Here is a 20,475-nt window from a genome sequence, read left to right on the forward strand (position 1 = left end):
TCATCTTTATTTGGCAATTTTACTAGCTTTTTCATTTTAACCCTTTTTGGGCATACTCGCCAAAGTGAGATGCACCCATTCAAGTTCCTGTAATTGGGATTCTGAAAACTTATGAAAGGCTACCGCAAGTATCAATCAAGTCTTGTACGATATCCCGTCAAGCCGACAGGTGGTTTATCAGTTTCAGATTTGACGTAGAACAGAAAGAGTTAGGCAATGCAAGTGTTGTAGGAGTTGACCTCGGCATTAAAGCATTAGCCACTATCTCAACAGGTGAAGTAATTTTGGGTGCAAAGTCCTACAATAAATATGCAGCCAAACTGTCAAGAATGCAATGGTTAAACCGCCATAAAGTTATCGGTTCAAGCAACGGTCAAAAAGCGCAAATCAAGATTGCTAGACTGCACAATAAAATAGCCAACATCCGCAAAGATACTTTGCACAAGCTAACGACACTACTCGCCAAAAACCACGGTGTAATTGTCGTAGAGGACTTAAATGTATCAGGGATGATGGCTAATCATAAACTAGCCACGTCTATCGCTGACATGAGCTTTTTCGAGTTTCGTCGCCAGTTAACCTATAAATGCGAGTTGTACGGTTCAAAGCTGGTAATTGCTGACCGTTGGTTCCCATCCAGCAAAACCTGCTCTAACTGTGGAACTAAAAAAGAAACACTCAGTTATGGCGAGCGAGTGTTTGAATGCAGTCATTGCGGCTTAGTTATTGACCGCGATTTGAACGCAGCAATTAATTTGTCAAAAACCGTCAGTTAGACGGGGATAGCCTGCGGACTGGTGAGTGCCGACACTGCCAGAATGAAACAGGAAGTAAGGTTCAAAGTCCAGCTTTGTATAAAGCTGGGTAGCTTTGGGTAAGTCTTATGTAACGGTCACGCTACCCCCGGTCAATCGATTGCGCGATTTTAGATTTTAGATTTTAGATTTTAGATTTTAGAATTGAAGCATTCACCCCACGAATAAATTCGAGGGCTCCTTTATCGGATACAGGTTTTTTATTTCTGGACGGATGAATCCGGGGGCTTGTATCCTGGATGCTTTCGGTCACGTTAGTAGTCAATAATGAACCTAATGGAATGCAGACCACGAAAGTAGGCTAATCTAACAGCCTAAGTTGGAAAGGAGCAAGGGGAAGCACGGAAGGATTAATCACCAGTAATCGTCGTTTGCACGCTTCGTGATGAATAAATAGTGAAATAAGGCTGAAACACTCTCACCAAAAGGTAAGTGGGTAGAAGTAGAGTTGATGATTCTCTAGTTCGACGAAATATAATCCCACCGGAGTAGAGATGGAACCCGACCCGTGACGAATCTCAAACACATAGCGGGACTTAAACAAATTTCAAGCCCAAACAGAGCATCGAACTGGCTTTGTAAGCTGAGAATACATCCCAGTTTTCGTTCAACCACTTCATAAACCGAAAAGAGATCGCTGTCCTAAACGCTTCGAGTCCAAGAGTAAAGGTGTTTAAAGGTTTATTTGCCCGCCTACGTCTTAATCCTCCGGTTAAGGTATGCCAGAGGATGAAACTGTAGGAACAAAACACCAAAATTAAATGCTTCATTAAACTGCGTTTATCCCTAACTAGATATTCTTTTAGCCCTAACGATCGTGAGAGCCTCACGATAGAAAAATTCTACCCAATTTCTTTCAAATTCTCACGAAATATGCTGCATACAAGCCTTCTTATGGAGAAGTGGATGTGCAAGTTGTTTTTGACACAGAACACAATCATTATCAAGTTGTTCGAGTGGGTTGGGATAAAAAACAGCGAATTTACGGTTGTCCTATACATCTCGATATTAAGGATGGCAAAATCTGGATTCAGCAGAATGGAACAGAAATCGATTTAGGGCAAGAGCTGGTTAATATTGGTGTGCCGAAGTCGGACATTGTGGTTGGGTTTCATCCACCTTATATGCGTCAGTTCACAGAATTTGCAGTGAGTTAAAACTAACGTTGATGCTTTTGGTTGGAGACATCGATCGCTCTTGATGCGTGATGGGCGATCGCTCTGGGTACAATCATCGCACTGTTTGGTATTTGCTGTGAGGGGCGATCGATCTTTTTTCACTCTAGCATCGCTTTCCGTCTAATCCTCGCATTATCATAATAGTAGAAATAGAATAAGATTGTGAAAGGTGAACAAATGGCACAAATTACCACGACTGAATTACCCCAAACCCTCCAGACTCTATTTATAGAGGTCGAACGTACCAAAACCCCTTTAACTGTCATCCATGAAGGAAAAGCATTAGCGATTATTTATCCTGCGACCACCCAAGCTCCACGGCCCACCTTTGGTACACTGAAAGGAAGCGGTGAAATATTAGAAGATTTAATTGCTCCTGTCGCCGAACTGTGGGAAGTTTTGGAATGAAACTTTTACTTGATACCCGCATTGAGCTAGCGATCGCACTAGAGTGTTGCTTGAACAAGCATATCCTCTACTTGCCTAATTTGCTTCCAATCAATTATTGCAACCCAAAGACTTTCCTCTTCTGAATATTGCACTACGCCATCGACTTCTAACTCTTCGCTATACAACTCTAGCAATTGACCATCTTCCAACTTAATATTTTGGCGACTCAAATCTTCAATCGTACCAACGCAATTTAGGCGAAGGCGACCCTGCTCATCCGCATTATGAAAATCTGCAAAGATTCTGGGATATTTCATATTTTTACTTTACTCAGGATGATTGTTGTGATGGATTAGGAATCGTTGGTGTCAGCAGCAGACTTGCTTGTTCTGGTGTTAAGCCAGTTAATGTTGCATGATTTGGGCTTCGGCCAGAAGTACGGATGACATCTCCATCGGACGATCGCACCTCACGAACTGTCGTCACACCAACTTGTCCATGAGGGATTGTCACTGCTAACTCTGCGACAGACAATCCTACTCCACATTCTACAGAAATTCCCCTGATGCCGCTGGGGTGAGTTGCCGTGCTGCGTTTAATATCTTCGCTTGCGATTTCGACCGCCACGAACTACTAAGGCCTCGTTTGGAATTCTTTCCACAAGTGTAGGCTGTTTGATTCAAGTACGCGCTATACTTTAGCAGAAATGTTTGCCCATAGTGCGATCGCTTTTTTGTTTTGGTTGGCGATCGCTCTAGTTGGCAAAAATTCTGATTCAAGACCGGGCGACTCAAGAGCAACTTGAATAAATGTTAGCAATTCTTAGCAGTTATATTAAACTAGCAGTGGATATCGAACGGGAAATTTTGGCAGGTGGTGGAGAATTTCATGCTGATTTTGTAAGCTTTTACTACTTTTTCGCGAATCTCGATCGTTAAATGGTTTCAGCACTGATTCACACACCTATGAAAACATTTGGAGTCAGTGTACTTGTTTCTACGCCTTGAACTATTGCTAAATAATTATTGTTAAGTCTAATTGCAGTAGAAACAGTGGGAAGTCCTCCATTTAACTGTAAGGTAATTGGTTCAAACACAAGCTGATTTAGTAACAAGCCACTCGCTAAGCCTATTGTGTCTCCCGGCTGGAAGTCTGTAATGACATCTGCTTGCTCTGGCAAACCCACAGCCGAGTTACCTGTAATGAAAAACGTATCATTACCTGGACCACCGATAAGAACATCTTGACCTAAATCTCCCCATACTTGATCGTCACCGACACCACCATCTACCATATCGTTGTCTTTGCCACCATACAATGTGTCATTGCCCTCTAATCCGATCAAGATATTATTGCCCCTGTAACCAAGTAGTCGGTCATTACTGGGACTACCATTAATAATATTTTGCGTAGGTGTGGTAATCGAGACTGTTTGATTTTCTGCTGATGTTCCCAGGGCTTCAAGGATTACGTCAACAATCTCAGAAGCATCGGCTGCATTTAAAGCTTTACCACCCGTTGCAGTAGCAAGGCTTTGAAAATCAGCCGCAGTCCTTGAGTCATTGCCAATCAGAATCGTGAAAATTTCAACTGGGATTTTGGCTTGATTATCGGTTTGTAAAGCGAAGCGTGTAACAGCAAGGTTGCTTGCAATGTTGCTGGTCTTAATATCACCTGCAATTGACATCGAGCTGGGGAGACTACTAGCAGATACTGACTTTCCCACATTAGATGCAAGTGCAAGTACCTGTGCCCGAAGTTCAGTGTCTTTGGGTGGTGCATCGCCAAACAGGATGATTCGTCGGACATCTGCCTCTGCACGCCACTCTCCAGCATCACCAGACAGAGCGCGGATTAAGCCAGCATTAACTACTTCAGGAAAGTCATCTCCACCACCGACCGAAATGCTGTTGATTGCGTTGAGAGCGGCGGTTTTCCGTTGTTCAATGTCAGGTTGATCCGTAAAGGGTAGAAAGATATTTGTCCCAGGATCGTTGTACCCAACTACAGCAATTCGAGAGCCATTAGAGTTAGTCTCGTCAGGACTCACAGAGTCAGGAGAGTCACTTTTCTCTCCCAATACTATGTTGATAATCTCACTAGCACGGGCTTTAACTTCATCAATGTCATCAGACATACTGTCGGTGGTATCAATGACGAAGGCGATATCTTGTGCTAACCCCTTCTCAAAGACTATCTTCTCTATATTCTTAAGGATGTCTGTGCCGTCACGCGATGGAATCTTGTCACTGATTCGTTGGGAGCCATCGGCCAACTTCTGTATGTCATATTCATCTTTCGCGCCTTTATAGACTGCTGTGTCAAATCCGTCACCTCCATCAAGCTCATCGTCGAAAGTTCTTCCTCTAAGTTGATCGTTGCCAGCACCACCAACTATAAGATATGGTTTCGATTCTACTATCGGGTCTAATGATGAAAGATTAGGGTCATTTTTAGGGCTACCATATATTACTTTAAAAGAATCAGAAGCACGTCTGTAAAACAAGAAGGGATCTGTTTTAAGATTTGCTATGTATTCAATACCCTGTTGAGCGAGTTTCGCTAATCCGCCTGAAATATTTCCCCCTACTAGCCCGAATCTACCTAATGCAACGTCACCCTCACGGCTTTGATCAGTTGCAAAATTTTCCTGGCTGTAACCATTCGGATAAGTTTTTCCCGTCCCCTTAAATTCTATATAAACTGGAATACGAGCCAACTTATAAGGATTCAACAGGGAGTCCAGAGCCCAGTTAGGAACCCCAACCAATTGATTATCAGACTCAAAGTCGAAATTGTCGTTATAAGCACGCACTTCCATACCATTGATCGTTTTTTTACCATCTTTTATCTCGAAGATAATGTTTTCTGTTTTGAGTAGAAAACTGGTTTGACCGAATATGTATGAGCGATCAGCATGATCACGGCTGTTGATTGCGGTTCCATACTGCGAGATAGTAATGTTAATATTAGGATCGTCTTCTGCTCTGTACGGTACTCCCGAGGATGTACTACTGTCAGGGATGCCCAAATCATTTCTGATTTGAGCATAAGTATATTTACCAGGTTTAATATTATTTGCATTGAAAAATTTTTCCACAACAGGAAACAGCGATGGATATGCGAAGCGCCCGCCACCCCCGTCCTCGCTATTCATGTATGCGGTCATATCGTAGGGAATGGAGGGTGCTCTTTTATCACCTCTTTCTCGATAAGCCGCAGCTATTGTATTCCGTTCGTCATCTGTTTTAGCTGTTTTATACTCTTCGCTCTCAAGTCTGATATGCTCGTTATAGTTGTCAGATGACGGTTTACTCTCTCCAAAGACAAGGAGCTTGGTGATTTCAATTGGGTCAAAAATTACGCCAGCCATTGTTAATACCTCTTTGTGGTAAATTTAAGTAGTAAATTTAAAGCATGATTACAAGGTATAAAACGACTAAGGTTTAACCCCTAAATTTACACTTTAATAATTCTCCTATTTTCCGTAGTAATCAAAGCTTTGTCTAGTCCGCAAAATGTACTATTTTGCCCCCAAATTCCCCCCACATTCACTCTCTTTAAATCTAAAAATATACTAAAATATCTAAAAATATACTAAAAAGTCTAAAACTGTGCCATAATACACAAAATCATCCCAGCCTCTTAAGCCGATGAATCTTAAAGAAATGTTAAACCTCGCCGATCGCATAGTCTTCGAGAAAACGGGTCAACACCTTGACGATTTACAAGAGGCGGTACTGAAAGGAACTCTACAACACGAGACATACAAGCACGTAGCCAAAGACTTTGACTGTTCTGAAAGTCGTGTTAGGAATGCGGCTTCGGAATTATGGCAATTACTTTCAGAAGAGTTGGGAGAAGATGTCAATAAAAAGAATTTTCGATCGGCAATTCACAGGTTTCAAGTCTCTAATGTTTCAAACTTTGCAAAAGATGTTGTTGTAGGAATTGGTATCTTTAACCTGTGTGGAGAACCTAGATACCCGCCAGATATATCAAACTCACATAATGACGAAAAATCTAACCCACAACAAACCAAAACTCTACATCAAGATTTAAGCGAAATGCCGGAGTTGGGCAATTTCTTCGATCGCACCCCCGAACTCCAAACCCTCACCACCTGGATTCTACAACAACACAGCCACCTCATCACCCTCACCGGTATCAGCGGCATCGGCAAAACCACCTTAGCAGTGCAACTCGTACAACAAATCAAACACGAGTTTGAGTACGCAGTTTGGTACACACTAGACGAATTCCCCACCATCGATAAATTTCAATCTAACCTAATACAGCTTTTTTCCCATTCCGAAAAAGAAGATTCATCCCCAACAAACCAAAAACGCTTACCGCTGATTAAGTATTTACAAAACTATCGCTGTCTAATAGTCTTAGATGACGTTCACCACCTTTTCTGTAGCGGCGAATTGGCAGGAAAGTATAAACCAGAATACGAAGAATATCGCTCTTTATTCAAACAAATAGAAAAATTATCCCATCAAAGCTGTTTGATGTTAATCGGTTGGGAACAGCCGAGAGAAGTGACTCAAGTTAAAAGCCAAAATACTTCTATTCGCACCTTACAACTCAAAGGTTTAGACATCGCAGCCGGACGAGAAATACTCAGAGATTATGGGTTAGAAGAAAGCGACAACAGTGAAGCACTCATTCATCGCTACCAAGGCAATCCCCTATGGTTAAAAAGCGTGGCGAATCTGATTCAAGACTTGGGTGGAGGCGTGACAGAGTTATTACCAAATGATACCATATTGTTGCCGGAAGATTTGAAAGATGTTTTACAGCAGCAGTTCGATCGCCTATCCGAACTAGAAAAACAAATAATCTCCTTGTTAGCGAAAGAAAGCCAGTCAATCAACCGGGCAAAATTGCTAGAAAATGAGATAATTCCGGCTTCAGATTTGCTAAATGCGCTGCAATCTCTATCGCGGCGCTGCTTGATTGAACAACAAGCAAATTTTTACACGATTTCACCTGTACTGAGGCAATATGCGATCGCCCAGGCGGTGTAATTGATACAACCATTGCTTGCATTCTCGCCGTTCACCCAAATTACTAGAAGTGGCAATGGGCGATCGGGTAAATGGGGCGATCGGTTGGATAGAATAATTGGTAGTAATTCCATTGTTTGTCATGACGCTGAAAGAATTAGAGCCTCAACTGCTGGCACTCTCTGACGACGAAAAAGCTCAAGTGGTTCAACTCCTATCCCAAGGCAAAATCACGCCTTGGCGCGGTATTGAAAAAACGCCTGATGTCTGTGGCGGGAGTGCCTGCATAGCTGGAACTCGCATCACCGTTTGGGGACTTGTAGAAGCTCGCCGTATTGGCTACAGCGAAGCTGACTTACTCACAAGCTATCCATCGCTATCTGCTACTGATATTGCCAACGCTTGGGTTTATGCTGAAGCTTTTTCCGATGAAATTGAAACAGAAATTCGGGAAAACGATGAAGTGATGGACGAGGATTTGTAGCCGATGGCACGTCTCTATGCCGATGAGCAATACCCCTATTCTGTTGTAGAATTACTGAGAGCTTTAGGACAAGATGTTTTGACTGTCTAAGAAGCAGGCAGAGCCAATCAGAAAATTCCCGATCCGGATGTTTTAGCTTTTGCTACTAGCGAAAAACGTGCCGTCATTACCGAAAACCGTAAAGATTTCTGGCGTTGCTGATTCACGGTATGAATCAACTTTTCGCTTGAAGTTATACCAATTATCCAAAGTCTTGCAACAATGATGAGTGTGGTTTTTTTTACGCTCACCCGCTCGTGTAAGGTGCGTCGCTCAAAGATTGTGGATATTATTTAAGATTTAAGGGTGGCGACGCACCCTACAAATACTGTTGCATGAGTTTTGAGAATTAGTATAAGCAAAAGTATGGGTTTCTGTCCAAAAACAAAAACCGGGCAACTTCAAAGCTACCCGGCAATCCAAACTTTATACTTCAGGACACGGCAATGCTGTGTCCCTACTTAAAATTCTTAAACAGCCACAGTCTTCTTAGCAGAAGAGCTCAATTCGCCCTTAGCATACTTAGCTGCAAAATCGTCCAAAGACACTTGCTTAATCTTTGTACCGTTACCGGCGCAGCCGAAAGAGTTGTAACGATCGCTACAAACCTTCTGCATATACTTGATCGACGGCTTCAAGAAGTGGCGGGGGTCAAACTCTTCGGGCTTAGCAAACAAAGCTTCGCGCACCGCAGCGGTAATCGCCAAACGGTTGTCAGTATCGATATTGATCTTGCGAACGCCGCACTTGATGCCCTTTTGGATTTCTTCCACAGGTACGCCGTAGGTTTCGCGGATTTTGCCGCCGTTGCTGTTGATGATTTCCAGCAATTCTTGGGGCACAGAAGAAGAACCGTGCATCACCAAGTGAGTATTCGGCAAGCGGCGGTGAATTTCTTCAATGCGGCTGATTGCCAAAATTTCGCCAGTCGGCTTGCGAGTGAACTTGTAAGCGCCGTGAGAAGTGCCGATCGCGACTGCTAGAGCATCAACGCCGGTTTGCTCGACGAAATCAACAGCTTGTTCGGGATCTGTCAGCAACTGATCGTGAGAAAGCGCACCTTCAAAGCCGTGGCCGTCTTCTGCTTCGCCCATTCCTGTTTCCAGAGAACCCAAACAACCCAGTTCGCCTTCAACGCTAACGCCGATCGAATGAGCCACTTTCACCACTTCGCGAGTAACTTCAACGTTGTACTCGTAGCTAGCGGGAGTCTTAGCATCCGCTTCCAGAGAACCGTCCATCATCACGCTGGTGAAACCTTGGCGCATGGCAGAATAGCAAGTGCCGGGGGCATTGCCGTGGTCTTGGTGCATGGAAATGGGGATGTGAGGATAGGTTTCAACTGCTGCCAAAATTAGGTGGCGCAGGAAATTTTCCCCAGCGTAGGAGCGAGCGCCGCGAGAAGCCTGCAGAATCACGGGGCTGTTGGTTTCGTCAGCAGCGCGCATGATCGCTTGGATTTGCTCCATGTTGTTGACGTTGTAAGCCGGTAGGCCGTAACCGTTTTCAGCCGCGTGGTCGAGCAGCAGTCGCATAGGTACAAGCGCCATAGATATTCCTCCTAGTTATTTGTGGTTTCTAAACAGTGGATTTTGGACAAGTTCAATTCTTACGACAATCTTAAGACAATTTGTAGCCGATCGCGCATTATGTTTCCAGATTTCAATTTAGCCTCAAAAAATCCACATTCCCAAACAAACAATTCAGGGCAATCCCCTGGGGCTGTCCTGAATTGTTTGTGAAAGCTAGAATTAATTCTGCCTTCTACTTTTTAGATTCTGCCTTGAAAAATGGGTCGCCCGGGATTTGAACCCGAGACCAATCGGTTAAAAGCCGAATGCTCTACCGCTGAGCTAGCGACCCGCTAAAACATTGTTTCCGCACACAATTTCTAATAGTAGCACCCATCAATTGAAATAGCAAGTCTTTTTCAAAAAAAAGTTGCAGTCATGCGAACCAGCATCTCGCAAGTCGCTCCCGGCTGCAAATAAATCAAGTGTTCGCCAGTGTTGAGCGCATTTCGAGGAGCAGTCCAAGGTTCCAAACAGTAAAAATCCTTGCCTTTGAGCGTCCAGAACACTAACTTCCCATAGCTGGAGTTGTAACTGAGGGTGAGCCGCAAGCCCTGGGTCGCGTCAGTGACAGTAGCCGCCAGACCAGTGAGCTCATCAAAGGAAATATCAATTTCATCCAGCGTCTGGTCAAAAACCCCCGTGAAATAACCCTTGGAGTGGGTGTTCTGATCTCTGTACTGCATCCCCGGAATCTCAAAGCGGAGCTGAGATTTGTCCGCCGCCAAAAAGTAGGGGTGCAAACCACTAGAAAACGGCATGGGTTCGGCAGACCGATTGGTGTATCGCTGAAAAATTTCCAAAGAATTGCCTTTAATCTGATAAGTGAAGGCTAGTTGGAAATCAAAGGGATAAACAGCCAGCGTCTTGTCGCTGCTGTCGAGAATCAGGGTAAGAGCCGCGCAACCCTCGGTAACTTGTTCGCCTATCGTCCAAGGCAAGTCGCGAGCAAAGCCGTGCTGTTTGAGCTTTCGCTGCATTCCCTTGTGGATGTAAGTATTGTCGGGGAGATTGCTGCAGATGGGAAACAAGATGGGAATCCCGCCGCGTACAGTCAGATCGGGATTGGCGAACCGTTCCGCGTCCAAGTAGAAGATTTCTTTGCCTTCAACCAGCCAGCTAGTGGCAATACCGCCCCGTTCCGGCACAACTTCTAGACAGGAGTTAGCGGTTTCGTCGGAGAGGATATAGGTTTTGTACTGCTTTTGCTTCAGCGCGATCGCAAACACATTTGTCATCGGTAGTAGGTCATCGATCATTGGTTGTCAGTAAATCGGTCGTTAATAATTGGTCGCTGGTATGTTGCTGTTCACCCATTACCGACCCTTTCCTCCCCCTCCATCCTCGCTCCGACCCCCACCGGCTAACCAATGCTCGCAGCTATAGGAGGCAGGGCGATCCGCGGCCCGGAGCGAGTGTTGCTTGTGCCTGGAACTATCGCCGAGGTCGGCTGCTCTTTGACAGCGACTTTGAAAGATAGATCCCGAGTCGGGGGAACATAGCTTTGGGGACTCGGCACCGCTCCTTGACTGGGAGATGGGGGCGAAATAAACGGTTCTTTGATGAATGGCTCTTTGGTAAACGGCTCTGCTTCCCGGCTGGGATTTTGAGATGGAGTGCGGTAGATGCGCGGCGGCAAATCTTGGCTCGGAGGCGGGCTTGACTCAATTGCAGGCCCAGCGCCGTTCTGGAAAAATGAGGAGTTATCCGGCTGTTTGGGGGCAGTCGGCAAAGCAGGCAAAATCGGACTGGGTTTGGGTTGTCCGGTTCCTGGCATATTGCTTTCACCCGTCAGGGGGACTGGGGAACCCGGCCCGGGCTCGTAGGTGCCGCTCTTTACTGCTGGGGGCAAGGTCGAATTTGGAGTTTTTGGTGCCACTCCGGGGTTGATTGGGGCATCGAGAACTACAGAAGATCGCATCGGCCGATCGAAAATACTAGAGATTTGCTCGACGTGTTTGAGGATGCGCGATCCCGCGTCTCCTGTTACCACCTTCGGCTGAAACTTTTTCACCTCCACGGGCAAAAATTCTACTTTCATATTCCTGTCTTTGAGCGATACTTTCAGGACTGCGGTATCGTAATCGCTGCGAGCATTCCCGCCGAATATAAAATTACCCAGCGAGTAAACAATCGGGCGGCCCTTGTAAATTTCTGCACCTTGCAGGACGTGGGGGTGGTGTCCCACTACCAAATCAGCTCCTTGGTCGATCGTGAACCGAGCCAAATCTATTTGCCAATCCCCCGGATAATCTGCCAATTCGACTCCCCAGTGGTAATTAACAATAATCCAGTCTACCTGACCCCTGAGAGCTCGAATATCCTCTGCCACGCGATTGTTGCGGCGGGGGTTAGTACCCGCTTTTCCTTGGTCGGCGGCGTGAAGGTCGGCATCGTAATAACCGAGGTACGCGATCCGTTGACCCTTAACCTCAATAATATCTGGACGCCTCGCTTCTTTAATATTTCTGCCGGCTCCCAGATGCTGAATCCCAGCATTATTTAGAGTATTTATAGTCTCCACCAGCCCCGGTTCCTCGTAATCCATAGCGTGGTTATTTGCCAGATTGACAATATCCACTCCTCCTGCTGTTAATACTTTCACCGATTCTGGATCGGCTTTAAAATTTAATTGTTTTTTGCCAGAACCCAAGGTAGAGCGAGTCAGAGGGTTTTCTAGGTTAACCATCGCCACATCCGCTTGCCGATACTCGTCCATATTGGCGAAAGCCCAATGGTAATCGTTGCCAGTAGATGATGCGAGCGCATCCGATAGATTCACATTTCCTCCGAACATCAGCGTTACGGTTGGGTCGTAGGGATTGGCAACCTGCTTTTGCTGCATTACGGGTACTAATTCTAAGGCCGCTTGCACCGCATCGGGACGTTTTGGGGGCGGCCCCGAAATTATCCCTGCTTGCTGGTACGGGGAGACTGGGGATACTAACCGCATGGCTAGAGCCTCGTGGTAGCTCACCCAAAACCCTAAAACAAATGATGCAAGTGCCGAACCCACTAGCAGCAGAGAACGATACGTTTTAAATTTAACCCAATCAACGACCAGTAGGGAACGATAACGCCGCTGCCGGCGGTTTGCCGGAGTGACAATTCGCACTGACTGTTTCCAGAGAATCTCTGGTTCCCCAGCTAAGCGCGCGTGAATTCGCACCCCTTCTACTGCTGGCGAGTTGAGTCTCCAGAGTTGGTGGCAAATAAATTTGACTAAGCCTTCGCGGAGAGTGCTCCCCAGTAATGTAGTATCTGGCGCAAATTCGCGCTGGAATTCTACGAGGATTTGGACGCAGCCGGCTTGAGCCTGTTCGACGCGGGCATAAATCCCTTCGGGTCGCAGCAAGCTGTCAATCCAGTAATTCAGGGCTTGAAAGTTGCCCTCCCGCGCTAGCTCGAAGATAGACGGCTGCGACCAATTTTCTGCGTACACCATCAATTAGCCTCCTTAATACGCACGAGCGATGACTCCTATTTGTTTTGAACGGAACCGCAATTCTTTTAGCTTAACCGCCACAGGTTCCGCTGCCCGTTTTGAAGCTAGTTGTTGGTTGCCACCATTTTCTACATTTAGCGGCTGTCTACTGTCAGTGATTTTTATCACACTCTGGTCAATAGATTTTAGATTTTAGATTTTAGATTTTAGATTTTAGATTGACAGAGGGTACTCAGAACCAGAACAAAAGTCGAAACAAAAGGTTTCTGGGGGAGTTGAGGTAGAAAAGAGCGAGATTTCTGAGGCAGAGTCTGTTTTTATTGTCGCTGTTTGAGTGTCGCTTTGGAGCTTTCGCTTTGACATTTGAGATTTAAGATTGAGGAAAGAGGCGTTAGCGGGCGATCGAACAAAAGTCGAAATTAGAGTGTTCTTGGCGACTTGAGGCAAAAGAGAGCGAGATTTCTGAGGCAGAGTCTGTTTTTATTATCGCTGTTTGAGCGATCGCGGGAGTCAACTCCTAATACTCCGATCTGTGCTGGCAAATGCCTCCCGCGAGGGATGCCACTGGCTGCACAACCTGTAATTGGATAAATGGCGTACTAGATAGATTTGGTGGTAAAATCAAATTTGGTAACTCCCACAGGTACCAAAGTTTCGGAAAACGTGAAACTGGCCAGTCCATACGGCTGTGCCTTCCGATGTAAAACCCAAAGTACGTTACGGTAAACAGGCCATATTTAAGCAAGTTACACTGCGCAGGAGAACTGACAAATGCTACAGCGCAAAATCTATCAACTCTGTTGTGATGGTCGTGAGGTTTCTATTTTTCTTCGAGATCAGCAACGTTGGATAGAGCGCGCTCGTATCCTAGATATTGAAGGGGATCTAGTCACGCTGCGCTACGAAACCGACGAAGAAGACGAAATTAGTTCCTGGGAAGAAATGGTGCGTCTCGAAAGTATTGGAGCTGTGTCCCAGAAGTTGGCTTCGGTATCGAGAACTAACTGCGAACCCCTAGTTTCTGACGATTGTCCCGAAGCCGAACAAATTCGCAATCACTACCCGGACTCGAATTTGGAATAGTTTTGACCTAGCGCTTGAGGCACAATGAAGGATTGGGGGAAAAGAAAATGACTTTTCTCCCTTTTTTGTGCAGAAATTATGCAAAAAACCCGGTTTAGGCCAAAAATCTTCTGGCCAGATCGTACCCGTTCTAAAAAAGAATGCAACTGTAGGCTAACTCCAAACCTTTATGGAATCAGTCATTTCCAATTCTTCAAATCTTTAATCTTTAATTTTTAATCTTTAATTGTATAAGCTATTTTGTATTTAAATTTAAGCTTTCTGGCGGGCTCTTCTGCCCGCCCCACAAGAGCTTAACTAGCCAGTAGTTTACAAATTCAATAAGCTACAGCTTACTGCTACTTAAACCGGGTTTTTGGCTGGGTGCGTCCAGGACTGTTCTTTTGTTTTCTTTGCCTGCTGGCTGGTTTCGAGGTGCCCGACAGCTTACTCGCCGTCTATTTCCCCATCTAGGAAAAGTTCGGACTCCGGTATCGCTTCAAACACCGGACAGAAACCGTCGGGGGTAACTTTAAAGCCAAACAAAGCACTGGACTGGTTCCAACAGCGCTGGCCGCGGTAGTGTTGGCAATTGCCGCAGCATTCGAGGTGGGCATGAACGGCACTGCCTTGAAAAAGCAGTTCCCGCTGGGAGATACCGCGCAGTACCAGTTCTTCGCCTTGCCAGCGCGCTTCTACCAAACCGGTATCGGCAAAATTAGCCCACCGAGGATCGGCTGTAATGGGACTCGGCAAGCTAATTGCTACCTCTGTCCCCAATTCGCTGAGTTCTCCCTCATAGTTAGTTTCTGCAATAGCCGGCTGCAAAAACATTTCCCCGATCGGCAGTTCGACAAGTGTTCCGGCGGCCGGAGTGTGCAACTGGTAGCGGTTTCGCAGCTCGTCCAAGTTAGCCAAGTCAGCCAAATATGCAGGAGAACCGTGGATCAAAATTACGTGCTGCGGGCGCAAATTGTGGATGAGCTGGGTAGTTCCCGGGCCGTCGCAGTGTTCGGCTAGCAGATAAGTTTCGACACTTCTGACTCCTGATTCGGACCAGTTGCTCAGCCAGTCCCTGACGGGATATCCGGGTTTTTGAGGTGCGAGCAAAATCCAAGGATTTGTGCGATCGGCAACGTACAAAGCCAAATCAGCAAACTTGTCTGTAATCACAATACAGGGCGTGGAGCCCAATCCGGGGCGCTGTTCGGCAGACAGCCGGCGGACGCGGGGTTTCACCCTTTCGTCCCAAAACAAAGGTTGGTGCAGAGCAAAATTTTGGACGGCGGTGGGAAAGTGGGGCAGCAGTTCCAGATAAGCGTCGCACCCGTCGGCGACAGTGCCGTCCACCCAAATATCCAAGTCGCGGCCGGTGAAGTAGTGGTGACTGCGGAGCAGCATCAGCAGTTCTTGACCCAAACCGAGGGCTGGGGAGGGCAGCAGTACCGAGTACCCCTCGGCGATGGCGCGGTGGATGCGATCGGCTAACTGATTTTCCAGTTGTCGGCGGTGAGGGTGGCGCGCCGTGCCGTAACTGCCTTCCAAAATTAGCACGTCCGGCTTCATGCCTCGGAGTTCTCCCAGCGGCAAACCTTCCACCAAACGAGAATTGGACAGAAAAAAGTCGCCGGTGTAAACCAGGGTGTAGGTGCGTTGGGGGGAGGCATAAGTCAGCAGCACAGTCGCCGCTCCCGGCAAATGGCCCGATGGGAACAATTGCACGCTGAGTCCCGGGCGCAATTCGATCGGCGACTGCCAGGGCAGTGGCTGACAGAACCGAGACTCTGGCTGCTGAGACCGTCCCGGCCAGTTGAGCGGTAGCAGTCGCGCTGTCACTTCGCTGGCGTAAATTGGCAAGTGGGGGAAAGACTGGTGGAGTGCTAGCAAACCTCTGGCGTGGTCGGAGTGGGCGTGGGTACAAACCACGAAATCGGCTGGCAGCGATCGATTTAGTGTCGCTGACAGGGGTGTGACATCCTCTAAACCGCAGTCGAGTAAAATGCGGTGCGGCCCCATTCGCACTAGGAGACAGACCCCTTCTTGGGCGTGGCCTGCGCCGTAAGGTAAACAATCGAGATCCATCACTGCGGTTAGCTCCCTGCTTTGCTTTGCACGCAACTTGCAGTATCGCCACATTTAAACATCGGTTGCGACTGCATTCATTCGATCGAGTTGAGTCCCGGACGCAGAAACCGGGGAAAGATGGACGAAAAGACTTTGTTACCGCCCTCGCTCCCGGTAAAAAAAATCCGGTTTATCAAAGTTATGGTGCGTCAGCCCTGGAGTTAAATGTTTGCTCGCAGGCTCCGGCTCTGGTGCAAGGAAAGTAATTGCACTTAAGATTTGATGCAACGCCGGGAAAGCGATTTTCCGAAGTCATCAGCCCTTGGGCATTCGGCTTTCGACAAATTTAATGCTACGGGTTCTGGCATCAAAAGTTACATTTTATTGCACCTTGTAAAAGTAGCGAACTCGATCTCATATTCTGAGTTTTAAACCTTTTTTCACAATTTGCGCCTGCTAAAAGCTAGTCTTTTTTATGAGAAGATTTTAATTCAGCAGCCCAAAGATGTTGACAAAACTTTACAAATCTTCATCTCTCGGGTTTTGAGGGCGGTGTATAGTCCAATAATCAAAACTTGAAGAACCGGAATCGTGGGGGCTAGCTGCTGCTGTCAGGGCAGATAGCCACTTTATGAGTTCGATAGGTCTCTTTGTAAAAGTTTGATACATTCTTCTCAGCAAACCTTGTGGCTATCCAGGAGAGACTTTAAATGGCTTTTGGACCTGCATCTCAATTGGGCGTTGCCCTATTTGAAGACACAGACCCCGTTCAGTTGTGGCCCGGACGCTCGGATGAGGAAGCCGCAGCCGTAATTCAAGCAGTGTACCGACAAGTTTTGGGCAATGCTTACGTGATGGAAAGCGAACGGCTTATCGTTCCCGAATCGCAGCTAAAACGCGGCGAAATTAGCGTCCGCGAGTTCGTGCGCCAAGTGGCAAAATCGGAGCTTTACCGCTCCCGGTTTTTTGACACTTGCCCGCGCTACCGCTATACCGAGCTGACTTTCAAGCACCTGCTAGGCAGGGCCCCTGATGGCTACGACGAAACAAAGTATCACAGTGGCATCCTCGATACAAGCGGCTTCGAGGCTGATATCGATTCCTACATCGACAGCGACGAGTATCAGAACGCTTACGGGGAAGACATTGTGCCGTATTACCGCGGCTACAAAACCCTGACGGGTAAGAACATGGTTGGGTTTACCTATCTGTTCCAACTGCTGCGCGGTGCTTCCAGCAGCGACTTGAAAGGCAGTTTGGCCGGCAAGAGCCCCAAACTGTACAAGCACGTAATTCAGGAAACACCTCTGGCCGTGATCGCTCCTTCGGGCGGCTCGGACGGCTGGTCGTTCCAAGACTCGCCCAGCGGCGCTCGGACTCGTCACGGAGCAGGTGCTGGCGAGGAAGGCAAGGTCTACCGGATCGAAGTTACGGCTTATCGATCGAATGTGGTCAACCGCGTCTCTAAATTCCGTCGCAGCAACCAAGTCTATCTGGTACCTTTTGACAAATTATCGCAAGAGTACCAGCGGATTCACCAAATGGGCGGCGTGATTGCTAGCATCACACCCGTGAGCTAGGTAACAGCAAAATGTCTGGGTAAGGTGTGCAGTGTAAACCCTACAGGGCTGGGTAAGGTGGGCATTGCGTACCCGAAGACTGGGTAAGGTGCGCGGTGCGCACCCTACATTTATTGCTGATGGAATCTACTAGAGGAATTCAACTCAGTAGAAAAGCTGATTTTCAAAGGTTTTTATCCACGGAATAAGAATGGGGAGAAAGTAAAAATGGTCAGTACAGCACCAGCAGTAAAATTCGGAATAGATGCTTTTTCGGGAGCGCCAGTTGAACTGTGGCCGACTAGCGGTTTGGAAGAGACCCAAATCGCGATCCGAGCTGCCTACCGGCAGGTTTTGGGCAACGCTCACGTGATGGAGAGCGAGCGTTTGACGAGTGCAGAATCTCAGTTGTGCGATCGTAGCATTTCCGTGCGCGACTTCGTGCGGGCGATCGCCAAATCTGATATCTACCGCGCCCGTTTTTTTGAAACAGCTTCTCCTTACCGATTTGTCGAACTCAATTTCAAACATTTGTTAGGTCGAGCGCCTCAAGATCAAGCGGAGATTTCTGAGCACGTTCGCCTCTACAACGAGCACGGTTACGAAGCGGAAATTGACTCTTATCTTGACAGCAAAGAGTATCAAGAAAACTTCGGCGAAAATACCGTACCTTTCTACCGCGCCGCTGTGAGTCAAGTCGGTCAAAAACAAGTCGGCTACAACCGGATTTTTGCTCTGTTCCGCGGCCCTGCGGAAACTGACAAAAGTAAGGACTCTCAGCTAGCTTATGCTGTGGCAACTAACAGCACCAGCAAGATTGTGCCCCCGCTGTCTGGAGGCCGTGCTGGCGGTTATGCCGACGCGACTGAAAAGATGTTCAAGATTGTGGTGCAAGGTGCAGCTTACAACGGGCCCCGCCGCCGCAGCACAGTCGAGTATATTGTTCCTGGAAACAGAATGACGCCGCAAATTCAGCGGATTAATCGGACGAGCGGCAGAATCGTCAGCATCACCGAAATTGGGTAATTGATCCTTAGTAATTGGTAATGGGAATCGGTAAGGGTAAATGGGTAAAGAAAAAGGATGAAGAAAAGTGAATTCTGAATTCTGAAATTCTAATTGCCAGTTACCAATTACCAGTTACCAGTTACCAATTACTAACTACAAAATTGATTGAAAATTAGGAGGAAATCAAATGTCTTTATGGGCTGTGGAATCGACACCTGTGGAACTGCGACCGAATGCTACAGAAGATGATTTGCAAACAGTGATTCGGGCTGTTTACAAACAGGTCTTGGGCAATGCACACTTGATGGAGTGCGATCGACTGACGAGTGCCGAATCGCTATTGCGTAATGGCGATATCAGCGTTAAGGGTTTTGTAAATTTGGTAGCAAAATCGGATCTGTACCGATCGCTCTTTTTTGAGTCTAGCTCCCCCTATCGGTTTATCGAACTCAATTCCAAGCATTTCTTGGGTCGCGCACCGGCAGATCAAGCGGAAATTTCAGCACACGTTATCACTTATAACGAGCAAGGATACGACGCTGAAATTGACTCTTATCTCGATAGCAACGAGTACAATACCAACTTCGGCGAAAATACTGTTCCTTATCCCCGCAGCACTAGCAGCCAAGTTGGTACCAAAAATGTTGGTTTCAATCGGATGTTTGCTTTGTACCGCGGCGATGCTACTAGCGATGCTGGTAATAAGGCAAAATTGATTGCTGATGTAGCCTCTAATCTCGGGACTAAAATCAAAGCTCCTGCTAGCGCTTCCGGTGCTTACAGCAATACTGGCAAGCGTTTTCGGATCTCTGCTGTCAAGGGCACGGGTGCGCGGATCAAGGTGAGCAATGTAACTTATGAAGTGGGTTACAGCCAGCTATCTCAGAACATTCAGTATATCAATAAAAGCGGGGGCAAAATCCTCAGCATTACTGAGGTTGCTTAGATTGGTAATTGGTCATCAGTTATTGGTCATCGGTCATCGACTAAGTACAAATAACAGTTGACAGTACGGCACGGATATGCAATGATACGCGGATTAAATATTGTAAAGTCAGTATTTAATCCGTGTATCTGCGTTAAAAATTCCAACTTAAAAATGGCATTTTTGATGGTAATTTTTAATTATTTGCCCAATTTCTTTCCCTATTCCTTATTCTTTTTGTCTTCAATATAAAATGAACTTGAGTGAATTTATCGAGCGTTCAATTGGCAAATGGCGATCGCAACGAAGCGCTCACCATTTAGCATTCAGTCACTTTGAGGAAGTTCGTTCTAGAATTGAAATTGTAGCGCTGAATGCGGACGATCCAGAAGTAGTTGAGCTTTGTCAATCTTACAATATCGATCCTGTGGCGGTGGCTCATCCTTTTCGGATGAGTTGGGAGGGGGAGTCGGATTGGGACGAGAAAGAGGTGCTCTCAGGCAGTTGCGTGCTCGTACCGGTGCCAAATGCGGAAAATCCGTCTGAGGGCAAATTGCTGCGCGATCGCGGGTATGCTGAGACAGTGCCTGCTGTTGGTCGCTACCAGTTGACAGAGGACGGAACTTTTATTTTAATCACAGAGTACGATCGGGCCGCGGCTGAAGAGCGAATTTGGTTCGGCACTCCCAATCTGCGCTTCCGCGTTTCGCTGATCAAAACAGGCGACGGTGCAGGTGTTACCACGGCTTCTTTTTCATCAGAAATCCGCTGTTTGTCGGCTAATTAATCATCAGTCATCAGTCATCAGTCATTAGATAGATGAGAAACTGCTCATGAAAAAATGCTGGCAATTACCAATTACCAATTACCAATTATATCGTTTCCGCGTGCATCGGAATAATATTTTTCGGAGTGCAGCGCGA

Annotated in this window: 22 protein-coding genes, 1 tRNA gene and 1 pseudogene; 13 read left to right on the forward strand and 11 right to left on the reverse strand. The window is 46.7% G+C overall.

Going from position 1 to position 20,475, the window contains the following annotated elements:
* Positions 1-134: 134 nt before the first annotated feature.
* Entirely contained in the window at positions 135-776 is a 642-nt protein-coding gene (locus tag QUA56_RS25500) for an RNA-guided endonuclease TnpB family protein (protein ID WP_333363520.1), read from the forward strand.
* Positions 777-1,351: 575 nt separating this feature from the next.
* Here QUA56_RS25500 and QUA56_RS25505 read toward each other — a convergent pair.
* Positions 1,352-1,673: pseudogene (locus tag QUA56_RS25505) on the reverse strand (IS701 family transposase); the annotation flags it as partial.
* A 50-nt stretch (positions 1,674-1,723) separates the two neighbouring features.
* Here QUA56_RS25505 and QUA56_RS25510 point away from each other — a divergent pair.
* A complete protein-coding gene (locus tag QUA56_RS25510; protein WP_333363523.1) occupies positions 1,724-1,972 on the forward strand; it encodes a XisI protein in 249 nt (82 codons plus the stop codon).
* A gap of 183 nt (positions 1,973-2,155) precedes the next feature.
* Positions 2,156-2,401, forward strand: coding sequence for a type II toxin-antitoxin system Phd/YefM family antitoxin (locus QUA56_RS25515; RefSeq protein WP_333363443.1), 246 nt, complete (start codon positions 2,156-2,158; stop codon positions 2,399-2,401).
* 38 nt (positions 2,402-2,439) lie between these two features.
* Here QUA56_RS25515 and QUA56_RS25520 read toward each other — a convergent pair whose 3' ends face one another.
* The 3 genes from QUA56_RS25520 to QUA56_RS25530 form a co-directional block, all read right to left on the reverse strand.
* Positions 2,440-2,700 (reverse strand): hypothetical protein, encoded by a 261-nt coding sequence (locus QUA56_RS25520; RefSeq protein WP_333363444.1) that lies wholly within the window; start codon positions 2,698-2,700, stop codon positions 2,440-2,442.
* 13 nt (positions 2,701-2,713) lie between these two features.
* A complete protein-coding gene (locus QUA56_RS25525) occupies positions 2,714-3,010 on the reverse strand; it encodes a flavoredoxin (protein ID WP_333363445.1) in 297 nt (98 codons plus the stop codon).
* Between the two features lie 63 nt (positions 3,011-3,073).
* Entirely contained in the window at positions 3,074-3,202 is a 129-nt protein-coding gene (locus QUA56_RS25530) for a hypothetical protein (RefSeq protein WP_333363446.1), read from the reverse strand.
* Between QUA56_RS25530 and QUA56_RS25535 the strand changes: the two genes are divergently transcribed.
* A complete protein-coding gene (locus tag QUA56_RS25535; protein ID WP_333363447.1) occupies positions 3,193-3,321 on the forward strand; it encodes a DUF5674 family protein in 129 nt (42 codons plus the stop codon). The genes QUA56_RS25530 and QUA56_RS25535 overlap by 10 nt on opposite strands.
* A gap of 17 nt (positions 3,322-3,338) precedes the next feature.
* Here the strand turns inward: QUA56_RS25535 and QUA56_RS25540 are convergent, their stop codons facing one another.
* Entirely contained in the window at positions 3,339-5,756 is a 2,418-nt protein-coding gene (locus QUA56_RS25540) for a VWA domain-containing protein (protein ID WP_333363448.1), read from the reverse strand.
* A gap of 280 nt (positions 5,757-6,036) precedes the next feature.
* Here QUA56_RS25540 and QUA56_RS25545 point away from each other — a divergent pair, with 280 nt between their 5' ends.
* The 3 genes from QUA56_RS25545 (at position 6,037) to QUA56_RS25555 (ending at position 8,080) form a co-directional block, all read left to right on the forward strand.
* Positions 6,037-7,416 carry an NB-ARC domain-containing protein gene (locus QUA56_RS25545; protein WP_333363449.1) on the forward strand — a complete coding sequence of 460 codons (1,380 nt, stop codon included), beginning with the start codon at positions 6,037-6,039 and terminating at the stop codon, positions 7,414-7,416.
* A 121-nt stretch (positions 7,417-7,537) separates the two neighbouring features.
* Complete coding sequence (locus QUA56_RS25550; protein ID WP_333363525.1) at positions 7,538-7,879, forward strand: DUF433 domain-containing protein; 342 nt, start codon at positions 7,538-7,540, stop codon at positions 7,877-7,879.
* Positions 7,880-7,993: 114 nt separating this feature from the next.
* Positions 7,994-8,080, forward strand: a complete 87-nt coding sequence (locus QUA56_RS25555) for a DUF5615 family PIN-like protein (protein ID WP_333363528.1) — start codon at positions 7,994-7,996, stop codon at positions 8,078-8,080.
* Positions 8,081-8,388: 308 nt separating this feature from the next.
* On the opposite strand, the gene fba is transcribed toward QUA56_RS25555, so the two are convergent.
* From fba to QUA56_RS25580, 5 genes are all read right to left on the reverse strand, one after another.
* On the reverse strand, positions 8,389-9,468 hold the full coding sequence (fba, locus tag QUA56_RS25560; protein WP_333363450.1) for a class II fructose-bisphosphate aldolase: 1,080 nt from the start codon (positions 9,466-9,468) through the stop codon (positions 8,389-8,391).
* Between the two features lie 241 nt (positions 9,469-9,709).
* Positions 9,710-9,781 (reverse strand) — tRNA-Lys (locus QUA56_RS25565).
* A 67-nt stretch (positions 9,782-9,848) separates the two neighbouring features.
* Positions 9,849-10,718, reverse strand: a complete 870-nt coding sequence (locus QUA56_RS25570; RefSeq protein ID WP_445242950.1) for an aldose epimerase family protein — start codon at positions 10,716-10,718, stop codon at positions 9,849-9,851.
* Positions 10,719-10,852: 134 nt separating this feature from the next.
* A complete protein-coding gene (locus QUA56_RS25575) occupies positions 10,853-12,934 on the reverse strand; it encodes a CapA family protein (protein ID WP_333363452.1) in 2,082 nt (693 codons plus the stop codon).
* 12 nt (positions 12,935-12,946) lie between these two features.
* Positions 12,947-13,102, reverse strand: coding sequence for a hypothetical protein (locus tag QUA56_RS25580; protein ID WP_333363453.1), 156 nt, complete (start codon positions 13,100-13,102; stop codon positions 12,947-12,949).
* A gap of 603 nt (positions 13,103-13,705) precedes the next feature.
* Here QUA56_RS25580 and QUA56_RS25585 point away from each other — a divergent pair.
* Positions 13,706-14,017, forward strand: coding sequence for a DUF6679 family protein (locus QUA56_RS25585; protein ID WP_006633466.1), 312 nt, complete (start codon positions 13,706-13,708; stop codon positions 14,015-14,017).
* A gap of 426 nt (positions 14,018-14,443) precedes the next feature.
* Here the strand turns inward: QUA56_RS25585 and QUA56_RS25590 are convergent, their stop codons facing one another.
* Positions 14,444-16,078: an MBL fold metallo-hydrolase gene (locus QUA56_RS25590; RefSeq protein WP_333363531.1), complete on the reverse strand. Its 1,635-nt coding sequence runs from the start codon at positions 16,076-16,078 to the stop codon at positions 14,444-14,446.
* 26 nt (positions 16,079-16,104) lie between these two features.
* On the opposite strand from QUA56_RS25590, the gene QUA56_RS25595 reads away from it, so the two are divergent.
* The 5 genes from QUA56_RS25595 (at position 16,105) to QUA56_RS25615 (ending at position 20,339) form a co-directional block, all read left to right on the forward strand.
* Positions 16,105-16,326: a hypothetical protein gene (locus QUA56_RS25595; protein ID WP_333363454.1), complete on the forward strand. Its 222-nt coding sequence runs from the start codon at positions 16,105-16,107 to the stop codon at positions 16,324-16,326.
* Between the two features lie 444 nt (positions 16,327-16,770).
* Entirely contained in the window at positions 16,771-17,640 is an 870-nt protein-coding gene (locus QUA56_RS25600; RefSeq protein ID WP_333363455.1) for a phycobilisome linker polypeptide, read from the forward strand.
* A 207-nt stretch (positions 17,641-17,847) separates the two neighbouring features.
* On the forward strand, positions 17,848-18,645 hold the full coding sequence (locus QUA56_RS25605) for a phycobilisome rod-core linker polypeptide (RefSeq protein ID WP_333363456.1): 798 nt from the start codon (positions 17,848-17,850) through the stop codon (positions 18,643-18,645).
* Positions 18,646-18,814: 169 nt separating this feature from the next.
* Positions 18,815-19,573, forward strand: a complete 759-nt coding sequence (locus QUA56_RS25610; protein WP_333363457.1) for a phycobilisome rod-core linker polypeptide — start codon at positions 18,815-18,817, stop codon at positions 19,571-19,573.
* 232 nt (positions 19,574-19,805) lie between these two features.
* Positions 19,806-20,339, forward strand: a complete 534-nt coding sequence (locus tag QUA56_RS25615; protein WP_333363458.1) for a phycobiliprotein lyase — start codon at positions 19,806-19,808, stop codon at positions 20,337-20,339.
* Positions 20,340-20,475 lie beyond the last annotated feature (136 nt).

The sequence above is a fragment of the Microcoleus sp. N3A4 genome (assembly GCF_036701805.1).
Lineage (GTDB): Bacteria > Cyanobacteriota > Cyanobacteriia > Cyanobacteriales > Microcoleaceae > Microcoleus.